This is a genomic window from Paraburkholderia eburnea (assembly GCF_002917095.1).
Lineage (GTDB): Bacteria > Pseudomonadota > Gammaproteobacteria > Burkholderiales > Burkholderiaceae > Paraburkholderia > Paraburkholderia eburnea.
Genome location: NZ_PQGA01000002.1, coordinates 751651 through 769516 on the forward strand (window position 1 = coordinate 751651; position 17866 = coordinate 769516).

The window sequence follows — 17866 nt, forward strand, 5'->3', positions numbered from 1 at the left end:
GCTGGCCGGGCGCTTCGTGAAAACGATGAAACGCGGTCGCCTGCGGCGCGCCGTGTCTATGCGCTCCTGGCGTGACGGCGAATTCGGGGCCGTCATCAGCACGGCATTCGCGACGTACTGCGCGCGTCTGACGCAAAAATGGGATGACGCGCCATTTCCTGACCGGTGGCAAACGTGCCAGGGTCCAGTCGCCCGATGCGACTGGACCATTCCGTGTACGTTGCGTGCCGCTGGCGCACACCCGTTCTTCACGGCGACGTCAGCCCGTGCCGGACCTTTGCGTGAATCTATGCGACGTCTTCCTTCACTGATCGCGCTCCGTTTCTTTGAAGAAACGGCGCGACATCTGAGCTTCAATCGCGCGGCAAAATCCCTGTGTGTGACACAGGGCGCCGTCAGCCGGCAGATCAGGATCCTCGAGGAATCGCTGGGCGAAAAACTCTTTGAGCGCGATCATCGAGGCATCCGGCTGACCGCAGCCGGTGAACGCCTGGTTCCGTGCGTCGTTGAAGCCTTCGACATCCTCGAGCGCGCAACGCATCCAAAGTCGGCGACGATTTCGCGCCGGCGTCTCGTGCTCGCATTGCCGCCAACCTTTGCCACCCAGTGGTTCTCGCCCCGGCTGCCACTGCTTGCGGCCGCGCTGCCCGAAGTTGAGCTTTCCGTTCGAACGGGCATGATGGCGGATTGCCATTGCGCGATCCGCTTTGGACGCAGTGCGCTAGCCGGTGCCTATTCAGAATTGATCGCCATTGAGCGTCATACGCTGGTGGGCGCGCCATCGCTGGCCGGCATGCCGGTGGAGACGTTGGTGCGCCAACGGCCCCGTCTGCATGTGCTGCACGAGGATGAGCGTCTGAATCTCTGGCCCGACTGGCTCGAAAGCGCCGGTCTGCCGGCAGGCGACGGGAACAGCAATATCGAATTCTCGACGCTTGAGCAGGCCATCCACGCGGCCCGCAAGGGGGCGGGGCTCGCCATCGTCGATCGCAACATGATCACCGAGGAACTGGCAAACGGCAGCCTCCTGGCGTTCTCTGATGTGCAGGTAAATGGCCCCTACGGGTACTGGCTGGACATCGCGCGCGAGCATGTGCAGCTTTCACATGTCCAGGCTTTCGTGGACTGGCTGCGTCAGCAGATTGTGGTCGCGGAATAGTCCGCTCCGGAGCTGGCGCCGCCACCGGCGGACGTTGCGGCCGCGCGCAGCCCGTGGGGACGCCCTGGCATGTCGCCTGCCAGATTACCCGTGACTTGCCTGATTCAGCGTCAGATGCTTCGTTTCGGGCGCCCAGGCGATCGAGATGATCATGCCGACCAGCAGTACGGCCGCAAGCGCCATCATCGTCGGATGAAACCCGAACTGCGTGATACCGAGAGGCAGCAGGAAGGTGCCGATCGCTGAACCAAGCCGGCTGCACGCGATCGCCAGCCCCACGCCACACGCGCGTACCGAAGTCGGAAAACACTCCGGCGGATAAACGCCCACCAGATTGGAGAATGCGGACATCGTCACCGTGAAGATCGCAAATGCGGCAATCATGGCCACGCGCGCGGTGTCGGGCAGCCAGCTCAGGGTGGCGAGCGCGGCGCAGGTGATCGCGAATGAACTGATCAGGAACATGCGCCGTGGCAACCGGACCATCAGCCAGATGCCGAGCAGCGCCCCGAAGATCAGCAAACCGTTGAGCAGGAAATCCGCGCCGGTGCCTTCGTTCAGATGGACCGCCTTGAGAACCGAGGGCAGGAACGTGTAGATCGCAAAATACGGGATCACGAGGCACACGAAGAACGCGCAGTTGAACAGCGTGCGCCGGATCATGTCGGCCCTGAAGAGGCGGCCGAAACCGTCGTTGGCGTTCTTCGGCAGATCGGCCGGCGTATCGAGAACGACATCCGGTCCGAAATATTTGTGCACGATGGCGCTGGCTTCGGCATAACGCCCCTTGCTCTGCAGCCAGCGTGGCGATTCGGGCGTGCCGATACGCGCTACCAGCACGAGAAGCGCGGGCACGCCCGCCGAGGCGAGAAGCCAGCGCCAGGCGTCGGGCGTTGCGTCGGCGTAGTAGATGCCGAGTACGCTCGCGATAACGTACCCCATGGTCCAGATTGCGCTGAACGAGCCGAGCAGGGCACCGCGATGCCTGCGTGGCGAGAACTCCGCGAGAAACGTGTGGCCGACGGCGAAGTCGCCCCCCATGCCGATGCCAATCAGGATCCGAAGCGCGCACAGCATGAGCGGGGAGGTGACGTAGAACTGGGCAAACGCGGCGATCGTGATGATGAGAAAGCTCAACAGGAAGATCCGCTGGCGACCCATCCGGTCGGAAAGGCGTCCGAACACGAGGCTGCCGAGAAAGATGCCGATCAGGGCCGCGCTGCCGACCATGCCGGTCCAGAATGTGTCGAGCGGCATCTGCCGGTTCAGCGACGTCAGCGCATAGCCGATCGTGCCGAGCGCAAAGCCTTCCGTGAAGTGGGCCCCGAAGGTCAGGCCAGCGATCTTGATGTGAAACGCGTTCACCGGGATTTCGTCGAGCGTCACGCGATTCTTCCCGTGTGCCTCAGCGGCCTCATAGGGCGGTGCATGGGGACGCCCGGATGCTTCATCGAGCCTCGACGAAAGCGACGGGTTATGGGTCATGCTGTCTCCTGTCTGTATTCTGCGGGTATGGCGTGCTCATGCCGCCGCCGTAACGCGGCGGCATGAGCATTGATGGTTAGCGCTCGAGGCCGGCCATCAGGACATACTTCATCTCGACGTATTCATCGAGCCCGTACTTCGATCCTTCGCGGCCGAGACCTGACTGCTTCACGCCGCCGAAGGGCGCGACTTCCGTCGAGATGATCCCGTCGTTGATGCCGACCATGCCCGACTCGAGCGCTTCGGACACCCGCCATGCGCGCCCAAGGTCACGCGTGTAGAAGTAAGCAGACAACCCGTAGGGCGTGTCGTTGGCCAACTCGATCACTTCGCTTTCCGTGCGGAAGCGGAAACACGCGGCAACCGGCCCGAATGTTTCCTCTGACGCGATCAGCATGTCCGCACTGGCATCGGCAAGCACGGTAGGTTCGTAGAAGGTGCCGCCGAGAGCATGCCGCTTTCCGCCGGTGAGCACGCGCGCGCCGTGACGTTGTGCATCGGCCACATGCGCCTGGACCTTCGCGAGCGCCGCCGCATTGATAAGCGGCCCCTGGTCGAATTCGCCCTTGAGTGCATCGCCCACGCGCATCTGTCCGACGGCCCTGGCGAGCGCCTGGGTGAAGGCGTCGTAGATGCCGTCCTGCACGTAGAAGCGGTTCACGCACACGCAGGTCTGCCCCGTGTTGCGGAACTTCGACGCAATGGCGCCCTGAACCGCGGCGTCGAGATCGGCGTCGTCGAACACGATGAACGGCGCATTGCCGCCGAGTTCGAGCGAGAGCTTCTTGAGCGTGTCCGCGGACTGGCGCGCAAGCAGCTTGCCCACCCGGGTGGAACCGGTGAACGAGAGCTTGCGCACGACAGGCGATTCCGTGAGCGCATTGCCGATCGAGACCGCGTCGCCGGAAACGATATTGAAGACGCCCGCCGGCACGCCCGCCCGTTCAGCCAGCACGGCCAGCGCCAAGGCGCTGAGCGGCGTCTCCTCGGACGGCTTGAGCACCATCGTGCAACCGGCGGCCAGCGCGGGACCGGCCTTGCGCGTGATCATCGCCAGCGGAAAATTCCACGGCGTGATCGCGGCGACCACGCCCACGGGCTCACGTGTCACGACGATACGCGAGTTGGGCTTCGGGCTCGGAATGACGTCGCCATAGCAACGCTTCGCCTCTTCCGCGAACCATTCGAAGAAACTCGCGGCGTAGGCAACCTCACCGCGCGCTTCGGCAAGCGGCTTGCCCTGTTCGCGCGAGAGCAGTTGCGCGAGCGCGTCGCGGTTTTCGAGCATCAGCTCACCCCAGCGCTTCACGCGCGCACCACGCTCTTTCGCGGTCAAGGCGCGCCACGCCGGGAAGGCGCGTTCGGCAGCCGCGATGGCTTCCCGCGTTTCGTCACCGCCGCCCTGTGCCACCTCGGCGATAACCTCACCAGATGCCGGATTGCGGACCGGGTAGGTCCTCACGCCCGTGCGCCACGAACCGTCGATGTAATGTCCAGTACGCAGGAAATCGTTCATGCTGCCTGCTTCCCGTCGTCGAGAGCCTTCGCCGCGCGCGGCTCACGGGGCACGCGCCTGCCGGCCGTGTAGTCGTTGATAAGATCGCAAGGCGTGTAGTTGCGATCGATCTCGTAAAGTTCGTCAGCGGTGAGGCCCGTGTTCAATGCGGCCAGTGCGCTGTCGAACTGCGCCGGCGAATCTGCGCCGACCAGCATGCTTGACACGCCTTCGCGCTCCAGTACCCACGCCTGGGCAATCTGCGCGGGGCTCACACCACGCCCCTTTGCCACGCGCGCCACGGAGGCGGCGATCTCGCGTGAGGCGACGTCGCCGTACATCTGCGCCGTGAAGAAGTCGGTCTGGTTGCGCGTGGAGCCCGGGTCGCTGGAGAGCAGGCCCCGCGCGAGCGGGCTGAACACGGAGACGCCCACGCCCTGGTCCTGGCAGTAGGGAATCATCTCGCGTTCTTCCTCGCGATAGGCGGCGTTCAGTTGCAGTTGCATGTTGATCGGCTTGTGCCAGCCGTTTTTCTCACACGCCTGCATGATCTTCGCGAACTGCCACGTGTACATGGTCGAGACGCCGATGTACCGGGCCTTGCCCGCGACGACGATATCATCCAGCGCACGCAGGGTCTCCTCGACGGGCGTGTTCACGTCGAAGTAGTGCAGCATGTAGATATCGACGTAGTCCATGCCCAGACGCCTGAGCGAGCCGTCGATGCCGTCCATCACATGCTTGCGGGAATGACCGCCCGCGTTCTGGTACGAACCCATGTCGTAGCCGACCTTGGTGGTCACGACGATTTCCTCGCGTCGCGCGAGCCGCCTGAGAATGCGGCCGACCACTTCCTCGCCGACGCCGGTCGAATAGAAGTCGGCCAGGTCGATGAAGTTCACGCCCGCTTCGAGCGCGTGACGCACGATCGGCTCGCTTTGCGCTTCATCAAAAATCCACGGCTTCCATTGGGGCGTACCCATGTTCATCGTGCCGAGGCACAGACGCGAAACCTTCAGGCCCGACTGGCCGAGACGGACATATTCCATGCTTGTGCCCCTTACTTCTTCGGCGTGTAGAACGGGTTCGAGACGTCGCGCGCAGCAGCGAACACGGCTTCCTTGCGCGGCAGGCCTTCCATCGCGGCGATGATCGCGTTCCTGCAGGCGTGGTAGTTGTTCTCGAATACGGCGTCGAGATCATCGGTCTTCGGATTGACCCAGTTAGCCGACACGACAACCCAGTCGTTTTCCGCTTCGGGCGGCAGCGTACCGTTCTCGAGCGATTCGGCGACGGCTTTCGCGATGCCGGCCTGCGACGCGCCCCACGTGGCGTTGCCGTGGAAGTCGCCTTCGATCTGCGCCTTGTTCACGTAGAGCGTGAGCGGCTTGGTGGGAACGCCCGGCTTTGCGATGATCACAAACGGCGCATGCCCTGCGGAAGGTGTCGCAAGCGCGGTGGCAAACGCCTGGCCAGCGGGGCCGTTGCGCGGCCCGACCAGCACGTTGATGTGAGCGAGATTCACGCCGGGACCTTCAAAACCTTCGCCGATATAAAGCTGCCTGTCCATCTGTCTGCTCCTGTCCTTTAAGGGATAAAACGGTGGACGGATTGTGCAATCGGCCCCTGCCTCCGGGGAATCGATGATTATTCGACGGGGGGCGCAGGCAAACTCATATCCGGGTTTTTGCCAGGTTCAGACTGGCGACGTACGCACGGTTCGCGGGCGAAGAGGGCCAGCCGGCTATGCAGGTACGCAATCTGAAATTTGATCGCCAGCAGGACAGCGTCAAACAGTGTCAGCAGGCGCTGCAATCTGGCGCACGTCTGGCAGTAGCATGGGCACGCCTGCTGTCATGCTGCTCGCGGTTGGCGTCAGCCCGCTCATCGTCCATGCGCGGAGGACTTGCTGCTTTTTCTGGCCCGGCACGCGCGGCCCGCTGTCACTCCAGCTGACTGACATCGCCAGCCAGGCTACCCTGCTTGCGGCAAGCCCTGGCATGTCAGAAAGGCACGTTGGGGATCTGCTGCGTATCGCCTGCGATGCCGGCGCACTCCTGTCGAACGTGCGCGCCGAATCCGCTGAAATCGATCGCACGATGATGACCATGCTTGAAAGGGCCGCGCTCTCGCCTGACTCCACAAACTACATTTTTCCGCCAGCACAGAACCAGTGACGCATCGGTGACGCACGGCAGAAACAGCGTGCCGGCGGGACACCCCGGGATGCCGCTGACATCGCCGCAGGCCACCCGCCTGAAACACCATCGGGGAAACGATCTCCTTCTCACGGTGGCGTAGAGGAGCAGGGATCGATATGGGGTGGTTGGGGGTACCTTTACGTGTCCGTTTCGCTGCTGTCGCTATCCCAGGTGACAAAGTAGGCTCCACCACTCGTTCGGTGGGGCCTACTTTGTCCACTTTGGCGTCATCGGTCTAGCCGGTGCTTGAGCAACGCTTACATCGAATCCAGAGCCGACTCAGATTATTCTTCAGCGCAGGCTTCCTCAGTGGCTTCTGAAAGTGAGATTCTGTCTTCGCGAAGACACTCTGGAGGCTTGCTTCTGGTCAAATGGCAGTCGCGAACGTTTGGCATACGGGCGTGATCTGGCTGAGCCGCACGTTGCTGGGAACCATCGTGCAACGTACGGCTCGAACCGGTCAACAAGAATGCCCCGTCCCTGCTATTACTTGCCCTGCGCGTTGAACCAGCCCGGACCTATCGGCGCGTATCCGCCGGTGCCGGCAGCGGCAGCCGCTGCAATTGCACCGAAATTAGGCCACGCGGGATAGTACTGACTCGACGCCGCCTGAGAGGTGCCTTCGATCTTCCCCGCGCCCGGGTTACCCGTCGAGCCGGTCGTCGAACTTATCGTTAAGATGCCGAAGTACGGCTCGTAGATGTTCGTGCTGCCCGGCGAGGACAACGTCTGGTCCGAATAGCTGTACGCGTACACCGGACCGTACGCACCCTTCGCCTGCTGCCCAATCCAGGCCATCAGCGCACTATATTCGCGTGCCTGGTTGGCCTGTGTCAGATAGGGCGCAAGCTGCATCGTTTGAAAATTGGCGTTCGTGTACTGCGTCGACGAACCACCCAATTGACCCGTGAAATTGGTTGCGCCATCCGAACCCGTGGTCGGCGCGCCGAACTCGGTAAGGACGATCGCCTTCGCTCCGTCACCGTGCGCGCTCATCTGGTCGCGCAGGCTCGTCCCCGTATAGCTCGCGAATGTATTTCCTCCGTCACTTGCCGGCCAACCGTACGATGGCGACGAAAAGGTATGCCACATCATGGTGAACGCATTCGAGTATTGCGGGAACGTTGAGTTGAGGGTCGTGCTCGGGCACTGGTTGGGTGCGGATTGCCAGTCATCGGAATAACAGTAGGGATGGTGGGCAAGTGCATCAAAATAGCCCTGGGCACCGTCCGCATACATCACCGCCAGCCAGTCGCGCGAGTCCCACTGCGTAGGCGCAGGGTAATTGGAGTTGGTCGAATTAACGAGCCCCGCGACGCCATTCGACGGCAACGCGCCGATTGTATTATTCGGATACGTAGTACAACTTGCACTACCGCCTGCATACACATAGGCGCCTGGATTTGCCTGCTTGATCGCCGGATAGACGCTCTTCAGGAGCGTCGTGTAAAGAGCGGGATCGTGAGGCATGAAATCAATGCCGCAGTTGGGCTCGTTCCAGATCTCCCATGCGTCGACCTGACCGCCATAGCTATCGCTGCTGTAGTGCCTGGCAGCAGCCCGCGCAAAATTGGTATAGAGAGTCGGATCCGGCGCGCACGTCCAGGATGAAACTCCGTTCGCCTGCTGGTAACTGCTCGAGCATTCTGAACTCACTGCCCACGGAGGGGTTAGATTAATCATGCCCAGCACGCGCAAGCCGTTGTTGCGGGCGGCACGGATGATCGTGTCTGTCACCCCCCAGTTTAGTCCGCTGCTCGTGCCCGGATTAGGATCACTGGCATTGATCGTCGTTTGCGAGGGTTGAGTTTGCGCCCAGTTGATGCCAATCCGAACCCAGTGGGCCTTTGTCGCCGCGAGGCCAGCCATGTAGTTGTTGATCGCCTGAGTCGGGTTGTTGGGATGCTGGTTGACGATGTCCATGATTTCGCTGCCCAGGTTAATGGCAGGCACGGGTGTATTGGTCTGGCCGATCGCAGTCTGGCACCCAAACAGCGCCATAATTAGCACACCCCAGCCGAGCCTGCATCTTGTTAAATTCAGTTGATTGAGCTGGAGCTTTTCCGCGATAGACCGTATCTGACCGGGCAGGAATTTCATTGAATCTCCAATTATTATGCTTTCCGCGTTGATATGACTCCCGGTGTCAATCAGTACACCAGTTTGGACGATAGCTCATCGCCCCTTGATATCACCGCGCAATTAAAGAAGCGGCCAATCATTTCCTGCCGTCTTTAAACCAGGAGGTGCTTCTGGTCGTCAACACTAGCAGCGCTGCGATTGCGTTTGCCCCTACGCTTACGTAGCTTATGAAATCACGAGGGCTCACGTTGGCTTGGGGTAAAGCGTTCTAGATCGTCGATACGACCGCCAGGACGGTAAGCGTGAGGGCCACGTTTCTAGCCCAGCGGCTCCGGGGGGACAATTTCACGAGAATAGAAACCTCCAACAGAACCAGAGCAGCGAAAACGCTCGACGCGAATGCCGTTGACCGTGAATCTTGCTGCCGGCCAACGCGTAACGACGCACGGCATCGACCAGCGGCTTGAGCAGTTGCGAGACGCTACCCATCCAATACCCCATCGTGCCGGGATCGATCTCGACGCCATCACGCGCGTACATAACGGCCTGCCGATGCAAAGGGATGTGGAAGCCGAACTTCGATACCGCGATGTGCGCAAGCAGTGCCGGCCCAGGGATGCGGCGGTCAACCGGTCGGGTTGGCGCGGCAGCCTGCACGATGCAATCGCAGCACGTGCTGGCGAGCTTCGGACGGCGGTGACGAATCACACGGAAGTGCGCCCGCACGGACTCGAGTTGTTCCGCGACGTCTTCGCCCAATGGCTTGAGACGCCCACCGCCATCCGGGCAGTGGTCGTGCGCGGGTAGATGAACGCGCACTTCGCGTTCGAGATGATCAGGTAGCGGCTTGCGGCCGGATCCTGCACGCCGCGGCCGGCACGCTACGGCAGGCGTGGCCATATCGGTGGCGCCTTCGTCCGCCTGCAGACCATCCAGCCGAAGTTCGAGCTGTTCGATCTGGCGATCGAGCTTCTCCGATTGGCGACCGAACTGCATGCGGCGCAGCTTCGCGATGGTGAGCTTCAGGTGCTCGATCCCGACGGCGCGTGACGAGAGTTGCTCTTGCAGGTCGGCGACCTGTGCATCGCGTTTACGCACGATCTCGTCGCGAGCAAACACCATCGCTTTCAGGGCGTTGATGTCGTCGGGGAGGTCTGTCGCACGAAGGTCCATGCCGACAGTTTACGGGCATGGCTCCTGTCGGAATTTGACGATGGACAAGGTCGGCTGCAATGCGCTGCGCGGGCGCGCTGCTTCGTATATTTGCCCACCGCCGTCATATCCTCAGGACGGCCTTGCTCAGGCGCTTACTGCGCACCAGCGGGGGCAGACCGACCTTGCCGCGATTGCCGCCCTTGCCGGCTACACGCAGCCAGTGATCGCCCGGGACCGATTCGAATCCTTTCTATAGTTCGGCTGCTTCGCATCCTCAATACTTCCCGAAGTGGAATTGAGATGCGCCTTGTGAGTCAAGCGGCCTCCTTCGACAAGATGGGCAAGACCGCGAGGCGCTGTTGAAGGCGAACGGGTAGAGCCCCAGGTGGCTCCGCGTGAGTTAGCAAACATTCCGCCCCATCAATTCAGTTGATTAAGGATGATGAAATGAATCGGGCTTTTCGAGCAATCTGGAATTGTGTGACAGGAACGTGGGTGGCCGCAGCGGAAAATACCAGGGGACGGCGCAAGGGCGGGGCAACGGTAGCCGCGCTGGCACTCTTCGTATTCGGTACCGCAGCGGGTCAGGCCTATGCCTATACCGCAGGAACTGGCGCAGCCACCAACGCTGCAAGAGATACAGCGGTCGGTGATAACGCGTCCGCCAGTTCGCAGGGAACTGTGTATTGGGGACCGTCTGTTCGCGCAGACGGGAGTACCGTGCCCGACCTCAATTATGGCGCCACGGCGCTCGGATACGGTGCAACTGTTCAGCCTGGTGGCGAGGGCGGGGTTGCCATTGGCGACTCGGCAACCGCAGGGTCCGCCGTGGCGACGGCCATTGGCGCGGCTTCGACCGCGACCGGAAACGGCGCCACGGCGCTGGGCGCGGGTTCGCTTGCCTCGGGCTATGGCGCGACCACTGTCGGCATTCAATCGGAAGCGACGGGCGATTACTCAACGGCGTTCGGCCAGCAGTCGTGGGCTGCAGGCGCTCATTCGACGGCATTGGGCGTCGGTGCGGTGGCGGCGTCGGACAACAGTTCGGTTCTGGGCTCCGGCGCGCAGGCGTCGGCGAATAACGCGGTGGCGATCGGTTACGGCGCGAGCGCCACGACCCAAAACTCGGTGGCGCTGGGTAGTGGCGCCACGACTGGCGCAGTCATTTCGACGGCAAATGGCGTGATCGGTGGCACGACGTACACCTACGCTGGCGTTAGCCCGACGGGCACCGTGAGCGTGGGCACGGCAGGCGCCGAGCGCACGATCACGAACGTGGCGGCGGGTCAGGTGACGGCCACCAGCACCGATGCGGTGAATGGCTCGCAACTCTTTGCGGTCGGCCAGGCCGTGACGAACGTCACCAACACGGTGAACAACATCACCAACGGCGGCGGGATCAAGTACTTCCATACCAACTCGACGGCTGCGGATTCGGTGGCGGCGGGTGCGAACTCGACGGCGATTGGCGGCGCCGCGACGGCGGCCGGCGCAAACGACATTGTGATGGGCAGTGGTGCCACCACGACTGTTGGCGGAACCAATTCGACGGGTGCGATCGCGATCGGCATGGGTGCGACCGCTTACGGTTCCAATGCCATAAGCGCCGGTGCGAACGTCGCAATGGGCCACGGAGCGGTTGCAGGTTTGGCCGACATGACGACCTCCCAGGCGACGGCAATCGGTACGGCCGCTACCGCGTCCAACTGGGAAGCCACGGCGCTGGGCTTCCGGGCTCAAGCCACGGGCATCTATTCCGACGCGCTGGGCGACTCGTCCGTCGCTGGCGCCAACTATGCGAATGCTGTCGGTTCCTATGCCACGGCCAGCCAGCAAGGCGCGACCGCAGTCGGCTATAAAGCAAACGCCAACGCGACAAACGCGGTGGCTCTCGGCAACGGCGCGAACGCTTCGGTGTCGAACTCGGTGGCGCTGGGCAACGGTGCGACCACGGCAGCGGCAGTGGGCACAGCCAGCGGCGTGATCGGCGGCGCGACGTACACCTACGCCGGCACGAACCCGACGGGCACGGTAAGCGTGGGCACGGCAGGCGCCGAGCGCACCATCACCAACGTGGCGGCGGGCCGGGTGACGGTTTCCAGCACGGACGCTGTGAACGGTTCGCAACTGAATGCGACCAACACGCAGGTTGCAGCCAATACGGGCAGCATATCGACGCTGCAGGGCAATGTGACCGACCTCGGCAGTCAGATCACCAGCATGGCCGCCACGATGGGCGATGCAGTGATGTACGACTCGTCGGCGCACGGTTCGGTGACGCTGGGCGGTGTGGGCGCAACCACGCCGGTGGCGCTGCACAACGTGGCAGCTGGTGCGGTGAATGCATCGAGCTTCGACGCGGTGAACGGCTCGCAGTTGTACAACGTGGCCAGCTCGACGGCCAGCGCGATGGGTGGCGGCTCGACGGTGAACAGCGATGGCTCGATTTCGGCGCCGACGTACAGCATCGGTGGCAACACGTTCAACAGCATTGCAGGTGTCGTGACGAACCTGGACGGCCGCGTGACGCAGAATTCGACCGCCATCTCGAACCTGCAGGGCGATATCACGAACATGGCCGGCACGATGGGCGATGCAGTGATGTACGACTCACAGGCGCACAATTCGGTGACGCTGGGCGGTGTGGGCTCGACCATGCCGGTGGCGCTGCATAACGTGGCATCCGGTGCACTGAACGCATCGAGCAACGACGCGGTCAACGGTTCGCAGCTTTATGCGACGAACCAGCAGGTAGCGCAGAACACCAGCGCAATTGCCCAGAACACGACCGACATCGCGAACCTGCAGAGCAATGTCACCACGATCAGCGGTCAAGTGGCGAATGCGATTGCGTACGATTCGTCGGCGCACGATTCGCTGACGCTGGGCGGCACGGATGCTACCACTGCGGTGGCGCTGCATAACGTGGCGGCTGGCGACATCTCGGCTTCCAGCACGGACGCGGTGAACGGTTCGCAGGTCTATGCACTGAGCCAGGCCATCAGCAACGTGCAGAACATTGCGCAAAACGCAACCGACCCGATGTTCTCGGCCGACGGCGACCGCAATACCGGGGCGGCGATCTCGAGCGGCACGCATTCCACCGCGGCGGGTGCACTCGCTTTGGCGAGCGGCGCGCAAGCGACGGCAATGGGCGCGGGTTCGACGGCCAGCGGTGTCAATTCGACGGCGATCGGTGCGAACTCGACCGCGACCGCGTCGAACTCGGTCGCACTGGGCGCAGGCTCGGTGGCCGATCGTGACAACACGGTGTCGGTGGGCTCGGCGGGCAACGAACGCCAGATCACCAGCGTCGCAGCCGGCACGCAAGGCACGGATGCGGTGAACGTGAACCAGTTGAACGCAGCGGTGGGGCAATCGCAGAACTACATCACCCAGCAGATTGCTGGCGTGCAGAACCAGATTTCCGACGTGCGTCGTGATGCATTCGGAGCTGCCGCGGCCGCGATGGCTGTTGCTGGTCTGCCGCAGCCGAACCAGCCGGGCAAGACGATGGTCGCCGCAGGCACCTCGCGTATTGGTGGCCAGACTGGCACGGCACTCGGTGTCTCCTATGCAACGCAGAACAACCACTGGATCGGCAAGCTGGCTGTTAGCTCGAGCAGCCAGGGCAGCACGGGCGTTACAGCTGCCGCTGGTTATCAGTGGTAAATCCGTGGTGATGTAGTGAGATAGGGCCACGTGCAGAGAGCCTGGCAGTCGAAAGGCTGCCAGGCTCAGATTGCTGACAAAGCCCAGGCCCAGGCCGGGCTTTGTTGGTTAGTGAGCACCCTGCTCAGGAAACGCACTCCCGCCCGGCACGAACTCCCGATTCCGCCGGGTAGGGTGCAGAGCTTGCGCGTTCCGACTCGGCGTACCGCGCCGGGATCGGCCTTGCCACACAACGATAAATACAATTTTCGTTGTGCAGGCGGTCATGCGGCCTTCCTCGCTGGTCAGGCGGCCCGATTTTCGCGCCCTGACCGGCGGAATAACCGGGTACGACTGTCATGAGCCGCATGCGCGATACACGAGGTCAAGGCACACAGCCAGGTGGCCGCAGGAGCGATCGTGGATGCGCACACCGCGTCGCGCAGACGCAGGAGCGGCCCCCAATTCGCCAGAGCGCAGGCCGCTCGCAGCGCCTGATCCGCGGATCCCTCAGGCAACGTGGTTCGAACCTGTCGCAGCGGCAGGTCCGGCCGCTGCGCGCAGGAACGGCAATGGCACGTCCGCAGGAATCGGGCAGACATAGGGCTTGCCGCCCCGGCGTTCGAGCAGTTCCGCCCGCGCTTCCTGTATGCGCCCTGGTGCGGCGAACAGATCCAGTGCCGATGCGGCCAGGGTTTTCGCCGCGAGCAGCATCCCCTTGTGCGCGAGTGATGTCTTGCCCTGGGCGACGAGCTGCCACGAATGCAGGGGTGTGCCAAATGCGAAGCAGCTCACAAAGCATTGCGCGGTTGGCGTGACCCAGCTTACGTCGGCAACGTCCGTCGATCCATATAGCGGCTTCCCGTTGCCAGGCTCGTAGGGATCAACACGGTCGAAGAGCGGTTTCGGCTCGCGCCAGGCGTGCGCCAGCGTGCGCGTGGCGCTTTCAATGTCTTCGGCGTTCAACGTTTCCTGCTGGACAGCGCGTGCAAAGGCGGTTTCCTCATCGCTCCAGGCCGGCGCACCGAACGCCTGGAGATGGCGGTCCATCACGCGATTGAGGACCGTGTTCTGCAGCAGGTTCGAACAGGCCTTGTCGAATACGGTCTCGACACGGCATCCCGTCATCAACGCGGCACCCCGCGCCACATCGCACACGCGCGCGTAGAGATCCTTCGCCTGATCGTTGCGTGGCGCGCGCACGAGATAGAGCACTTCGGCCGAGGCCTGGACAACATTGGGAGAGAGGCCGCCCGTATCGGTCACGGCGTAGTGCACGCGCGCCTCGGGAAGCATGTGCTCACGCAGGTAGTTCACGCCAACGTTCATGAGTTCGACCGCATCGAGCGCACTGCGGCCAAGATGGGGCGACGCCGCGGCGTGCGATGCCTTGCCGTGAAAGCGGAAGTACGCCTGGATGTTGGCAAGCGTCTGCGCCGCGAATATGCCGGTGTGGGTGGCCGGGTGCCAGCATAGCGCGGCGTCAACGTCGTCGAACAGGCCGGCGCGCGCCATGAAGGTTTTGCCGGACCCGCCTTCCTCGGCCGGACACCCATAAAAACGCACCGTGCCGGGCAGCTCTGCGCGGCAGAGCTGCTGCGCAACGGCGACGGCCGCCAGATGCGCCGCCGTGCCCAGCAGATGATGCCCGCAGCCGTGTCCATTGCCGTTGCCCATATCGCCCGCGGGCCGGCATTGCAGCACGCCCGCCTCCTGGCTCATGCCCGACAGGGCGTCGTACTCGCCGAGAATGGCGATGACCGGCGCGCGATCATTCGGGCCCCTGTTTTCCTGGTGCGAGAACTCGGCGACGAAGGCGGTCGGAATGCCGGCTACGCCGCGTGTTATGCGAAAGCCGGCCGCTTCGAGCGCATCGATATGCAACTGTGCCGATCTCGTTTCCTGGTAGCGCAGCTCGGCGAGATTCCAGATGGCATCGGCCAGCGCAATGTAGCGTTGCGCATGGGTTTCAATGAAGCCGGCGGCTTGCGCGATGGTGTGGGTCGGGTCGTTCATGACGGGGAAAGCCGGAAAAGGGGAGAATGGAATCAGAACTTCTTGCGTATGCCAACGGCAACGACGAACGGATTGACGCCCGGCGTCGAAAGCGGATCAGAGCCAAACGAGATCGCCGATTGCCCCTGATTGCGAAAAGCCCCGACACGGGCGTACAACCCGGTCAGCTTCGAGAACTGATAGTCGTAACCGAGCAGCGCGCCGATGGCACTGTCTTCACGCCCTGACACGTTGCGATACACCGCGCCAGCGCGAATCGCATGGGGACCGTTCGACCATACGGCGCCGAGAGAATAGACGCTCGCCACATAGGTGTTCGGCGCGGTGGGTCGGGTCAGCGTATAGGTGGCCGACGTTGCGACCGGACCGATCTGGTAAAGCGCGCTCGCCATCACGAGGTCGGTGCGCGGACCGCTGGGCGTCGCCGGAGCGCCGCTGACGGGCGGCGCGTCGGCCCAGACGGCGTTATAGGAAACCGTGAGTTCAAGCGGACCGCGCGCATAGTCGATGAGCCCGCCCGTATTGCGGGCGACAGGGCTGGACCCCGCCTCGTTTCGCAGTGCGTAGAGCACCGTCGCGCTCAGGCCATTGAAGGTCGGCGTGTGATAGCTCACCGCGTTATCCACGCGCGCCTGCACGGTGGTCACGCCCGCTCCCAGATCGGAGATCGCGAGTACGGTGCTTGCCCAGGGCGAAAGCATACCCACGGCATAGAACGGATCGGCGCCTTCGGGCGGAATGGCCGGATACTGTTTTCCGAACTTGAGGACGCCCCAGCGTTCGGAGCCGATCCAGACATTCGATTCGCGGTTGAATGTCGAGGTCGCGCTCTGCTGCTGCCCGTTCATCAGATTGATGCCCCCTTCGAGGCGAAAGCCTGCGTAGGCGCCGCCCCCGAGGTCCTCGGAACCGGTGAGGCCCCAGCGGGAGGTCGACGCGCCACCGCTTTGCAGGCGCAGCGCCGTACTGCCGCCGTTATCCGAATACTGCAGGAAGCTGTCGACAGCCCCGTACAGCGTCATGGTGGCGTGGGCGCCATATGCCGTGGCAGAACACCCGATGAGGGCAAGGAGGCGGGCCAGGCGTGCGCACAATTGCGGAGTGGAATACATGTCTCGTTCTGTTGTCGTGGTCGTTGTCCCTCCGTTTCGCACAGGCAAGGGCGCATCTGTCCCGTCCGGTGCGCCCGAAGGCGAACAGGAACGTGGTGATCGGACGCGGGAAAGGGCGCGGGCGCGAACCGGGGAAGTGAAAGGGGAAGCGGAAAGGGGCGGCGGGGTGCCGCTCACACTTCGCGCCAGCTAGTCAGCGCGCTGCTCCGGAAACCGTGCGAGGGCGAGAAGACTGACGGCGCCTGTCACCAGCAGATACCATGCGGGCGTCATGGGGTCGCCGGTGTGCTGCTGCAGCCATGTCACATTGAACTGCGCGAAGCCACCGAAAATCGTGACGCCAAAGCTGTAGATTGCCGCGAGGGCCGTTGCGCGCACGCGCTGCGGAAATGCCTCGGTAATGAGCAAAAAAAACGATGACGTTCCGAGCGTCGCCAGGCCCATGACAATGGTCACAATAGCGATCAGCGTTCCGGTCGACGGTGCGGTGGTCAGCGCGCGGAACAGCGGATACACGCAAAGCAGGGACAGCAGTGAAGTGGCAAACACGATGGGTTTGCGATGTTGAAGACGGTCGATGATCCACAGCCCGGCAACCAGCGCGACGACGATCATGGTGAGACCCGATGCGCAGCCCGCGAGAAATGAACTCACCACGGGCAGATGCCATGTACGCACGGCGTAGCCGGGCATGTAAAACACCATGATGTAGAGCATCGAGGTCGGCCCGACGATGGTCAGCACCCCAACCAGCAGGCGGGACTTGAAGTGCGTGAGCAGCTCACGTACCGCACCTTCCTGCTTTTCCGCCGAGCGGTGTGTTTCGTCGAGGTGGCGACGGATATAGAAGCCGACCGGGCCGAGCAGCAGCCCGAAGAGAAAGGGCAGACGCCAGCCCCAGGATTCGAGCGAGGTCGGCGGCAAAACGGCCGAGAGCACCGCGGCGCTTGCGGCGCCGAGCAATGCCGCCACGCCCTGACTGAGCATCTGGAAGCTCACCATGAATCCGCGACGGGACAGCGGACCCGACTCCATCAGGAAAGTCGTCGCGGTGCCGACTTCCCCTCCTGCCGAGAGTCCCTGAAGCAGCCTCCCTGCGATGACCACCACTGGCGCGGCGAGACCGATCTGTGCATACGTGGGTGTCAGCCCGATCAGGGCGGTGCCCGCCATCATCAGCACAATCGTGAGCGTCAGTGCAGCCTTTCGCCCGCGCCGGTCCGCATAGCTGCCGATCAGGATGCCGCCGAGCGGACGCATCACGAAGCCCACGCCAAAGGTCGCAAGCGCGAGCAGCATGGGGCCAGCCGCCGAATCGACCGGAAAGAAGTTTTTCGCGATGATCGTCGCGAAATAGCTGAACACGGTGAAATCGAACATCTCCAGCGCATTGCCGGCGGAAGTGGCGAAGATGGTCCGTGCACGCGAGTGGGCGTACTGCCTGACGGCGACGGGTTCGACGGGTTGCCGCGAGAGAGATTGCATAACGCCAAGGTCTCCTTAATGGTTT

11 protein-coding genes and 2 pseudogenes are annotated in these 17866 nt (G+C 63.0%); 4 read left to right on the forward strand and 9 right to left on the reverse strand.

The window, feature by feature from the left end; genetic code table 11:
- Window positions 1-289: 289 nt before the first annotated feature.
- Window positions 290-1159: a LysR family transcriptional regulator gene (locus B0G62_RS07850; protein ID WP_103703577.1), complete on the forward strand. Its 870-nt coding sequence runs from the start codon at window positions 290-292 to the stop codon at window positions 1157-1159.
- Window positions 1160-1243: 84 nt separating this feature from the next.
- Here the strand turns inward: B0G62_RS07850 and B0G62_RS07855 are convergent, their stop codons facing one another.
- The 4 genes from B0G62_RS07855 to fae form a co-directional block, all read right to left on the reverse strand.
- On the reverse strand, window positions 1244-2644 hold the full coding sequence (locus tag B0G62_RS07855; RefSeq protein WP_103703578.1) for an MFS transporter: 1401 nt from the start codon (window positions 2642-2644) through the stop codon (window positions 1244-1246).
- Between the two features lie 76 nt (window positions 2645-2720).
- Window positions 2721-4160, reverse strand: a complete 1440-nt coding sequence (locus B0G62_RS07860; protein ID WP_103703579.1) for an NAD-dependent succinate-semialdehyde dehydrogenase — start codon at window positions 4158-4160, stop codon at window positions 2721-2723.
- Window positions 4157-5188 carry an aldo/keto reductase gene (locus B0G62_RS07865; RefSeq protein ID WP_103703580.1) on the reverse strand — a complete coding sequence of 344 codons (1032 nt, stop codon included), beginning with the start codon at window positions 5186-5188 and terminating at the stop codon, window positions 4157-4159. The genes B0G62_RS07860 and B0G62_RS07865 overlap by 4 nt, the downstream gene beginning before the upstream one ends.
- An 11-nt stretch (window positions 5189-5199) precedes the next feature.
- Entirely contained in the window at window positions 5200-5709 is a 510-nt protein-coding gene (fae, locus tag B0G62_RS07870; RefSeq protein ID WP_103703581.1) for a formaldehyde-activating enzyme, read from the reverse strand.
- A gap of 268 nt (window positions 5710-5977) precedes the next feature.
- On the opposite strand from fae, the gene B0G62_RS31585 reads away from it, so the two are divergent.
- Window positions 5978-6316 carry a hypothetical protein gene (locus tag B0G62_RS31585; protein WP_167401204.1) on the forward strand — a complete coding sequence of 113 codons (339 nt, stop codon included), beginning with the start codon at window positions 5978-5980 and terminating at the stop codon, window positions 6314-6316.
- Between the two features lie 510 nt (window positions 6317-6826).
- On the opposite strand, the gene B0G62_RS07880 is transcribed toward B0G62_RS31585, so the two are convergent.
- Both B0G62_RS07880 and B0G62_RS07885 read right to left on the reverse strand, forming a co-directional pair.
- Entirely contained in the window at window positions 6827-8341 is a 1515-nt protein-coding gene (locus B0G62_RS07880; RefSeq protein ID WP_103703582.1) for a glycoside hydrolase 5 family protein, read from the reverse strand.
- A 492-nt stretch (window positions 8342-8833) separates the two neighbouring features.
- Window positions 8834-9595 (reverse strand): annotated as a pseudogene (locus B0G62_RS07885) (IS66 family transposase); the annotation flags it as partial.
- A 429-nt stretch (window positions 9596-10024) separates the two neighbouring features.
- On the opposite strand from B0G62_RS07885, the pseudogene B0G62_RS32640 reads away from it, so the two are divergent.
- A pseudogene (locus tag B0G62_RS32640) lies at window positions 10025-10129 on the forward strand (ESPR-type extended signal peptide-containing protein); the annotation flags it as partial.
- Between the two features lie 168 nt (window positions 10130-10297).
- The gene (locus B0G62_RS07895) at window positions 10298-13249 is read left to right on the forward strand and encodes a YadA-like family protein (protein ID WP_244193143.1); all 2952 of its coding nucleotides are present in this window, start codon (window positions 10298-10300) and stop codon (window positions 13247-13249) included.
- A gap of 489 nt (window positions 13250-13738) precedes the next feature.
- On the opposite strand, the gene B0G62_RS07900 is transcribed toward B0G62_RS07895, so the two are convergent.
- The 3 genes from B0G62_RS07900 to B0G62_RS07910 form a co-directional block, all read right to left on the reverse strand.
- The gene (locus B0G62_RS07900; RefSeq protein WP_103703585.1) at window positions 13739-15244 is read right to left on the reverse strand and encodes a M20 family metallopeptidase; all 1506 of its coding nucleotides are present in this window, start codon (window positions 15242-15244) and stop codon (window positions 13739-13741) included.
- A 32-nt stretch (window positions 15245-15276) separates the two neighbouring features.
- Window positions 15277-16356 (reverse strand): porin, encoded by a 1080-nt coding sequence (locus B0G62_RS07905; RefSeq protein WP_103703586.1) that lies wholly within the window; start codon window positions 16354-16356, stop codon window positions 15277-15279.
- 189 nt (window positions 16357-16545) lie between these two features.
- Window positions 16546-17841: an MFS transporter gene (locus tag B0G62_RS07910; protein WP_103703587.1), complete on the reverse strand. Its 1296-nt coding sequence runs from the start codon at window positions 17839-17841 to the stop codon at window positions 16546-16548.
- Between the last annotated feature and the right edge of the window lie 25 nt (window positions 17842-17866).

Coding starts and splice junctions, on each gene's coding strand:
- B0G62_RS07850 (WP_103703577.1), top strand. CDS start 290: ATGCGACGTCTTCCTTCACTGATCGCGCTCCGTTTCTTTGAAGAAACG.
- B0G62_RS07855 (WP_103703578.1), bottom strand. CDS start 2,644: ATGACCCATAACCCGTCGCTTTCGTCGAGGCTCGATGAAGCATCCGGG.
- B0G62_RS07860 (WP_103703579.1), bottom strand. CDS start 4,160: ATGAACGATTTCCTGCGTACTGGACATTACATCGACGGTTCGTGGCGC.
- B0G62_RS07865 (WP_103703580.1), bottom strand. CDS start 5,188: ATGGAATATGTCCGTCTCGGCCAGTCGGGCCTGAAGGTTTCGCGTCTG.
- fae (WP_103703581.1), bottom strand. CDS start 5,709: ATGGACAGGCAGCTTTATATCGGCGAAGGTTTTGAAGGTCCCGGCGTG.
- B0G62_RS31585 (WP_167401204.1), top strand. CDS start 5,978: ATGGGCACGCCTGCTGTCATGCTGCTCGCGGTTGGCGTCAGCCCGCTC.
- B0G62_RS07880 (WP_103703582.1), bottom strand. CDS start 8,341: ATGGCGCTGTTTGGGTGCCAGACTGCGATCGGCCAGACCAATACACCC.
- B0G62_RS07900 (WP_103703585.1), bottom strand. CDS start 15,244: ATGAACGACCCGACCCACACCATCGCGCAAGCCGCCGGCTTCATTGAA.
- B0G62_RS07905 (WP_103703586.1), bottom strand. CDS start 16,356: ATGTATTCCACTCCGCAATTGTGCGCACGCCTGGCCCGCCTCCTTGCC.
- B0G62_RS07910 (WP_103703587.1), bottom strand. CDS start 17,841: ATGCAATCTCTCTCGCGGCAACCCGTCGAACCCGTCGCCGTCAGGCAG.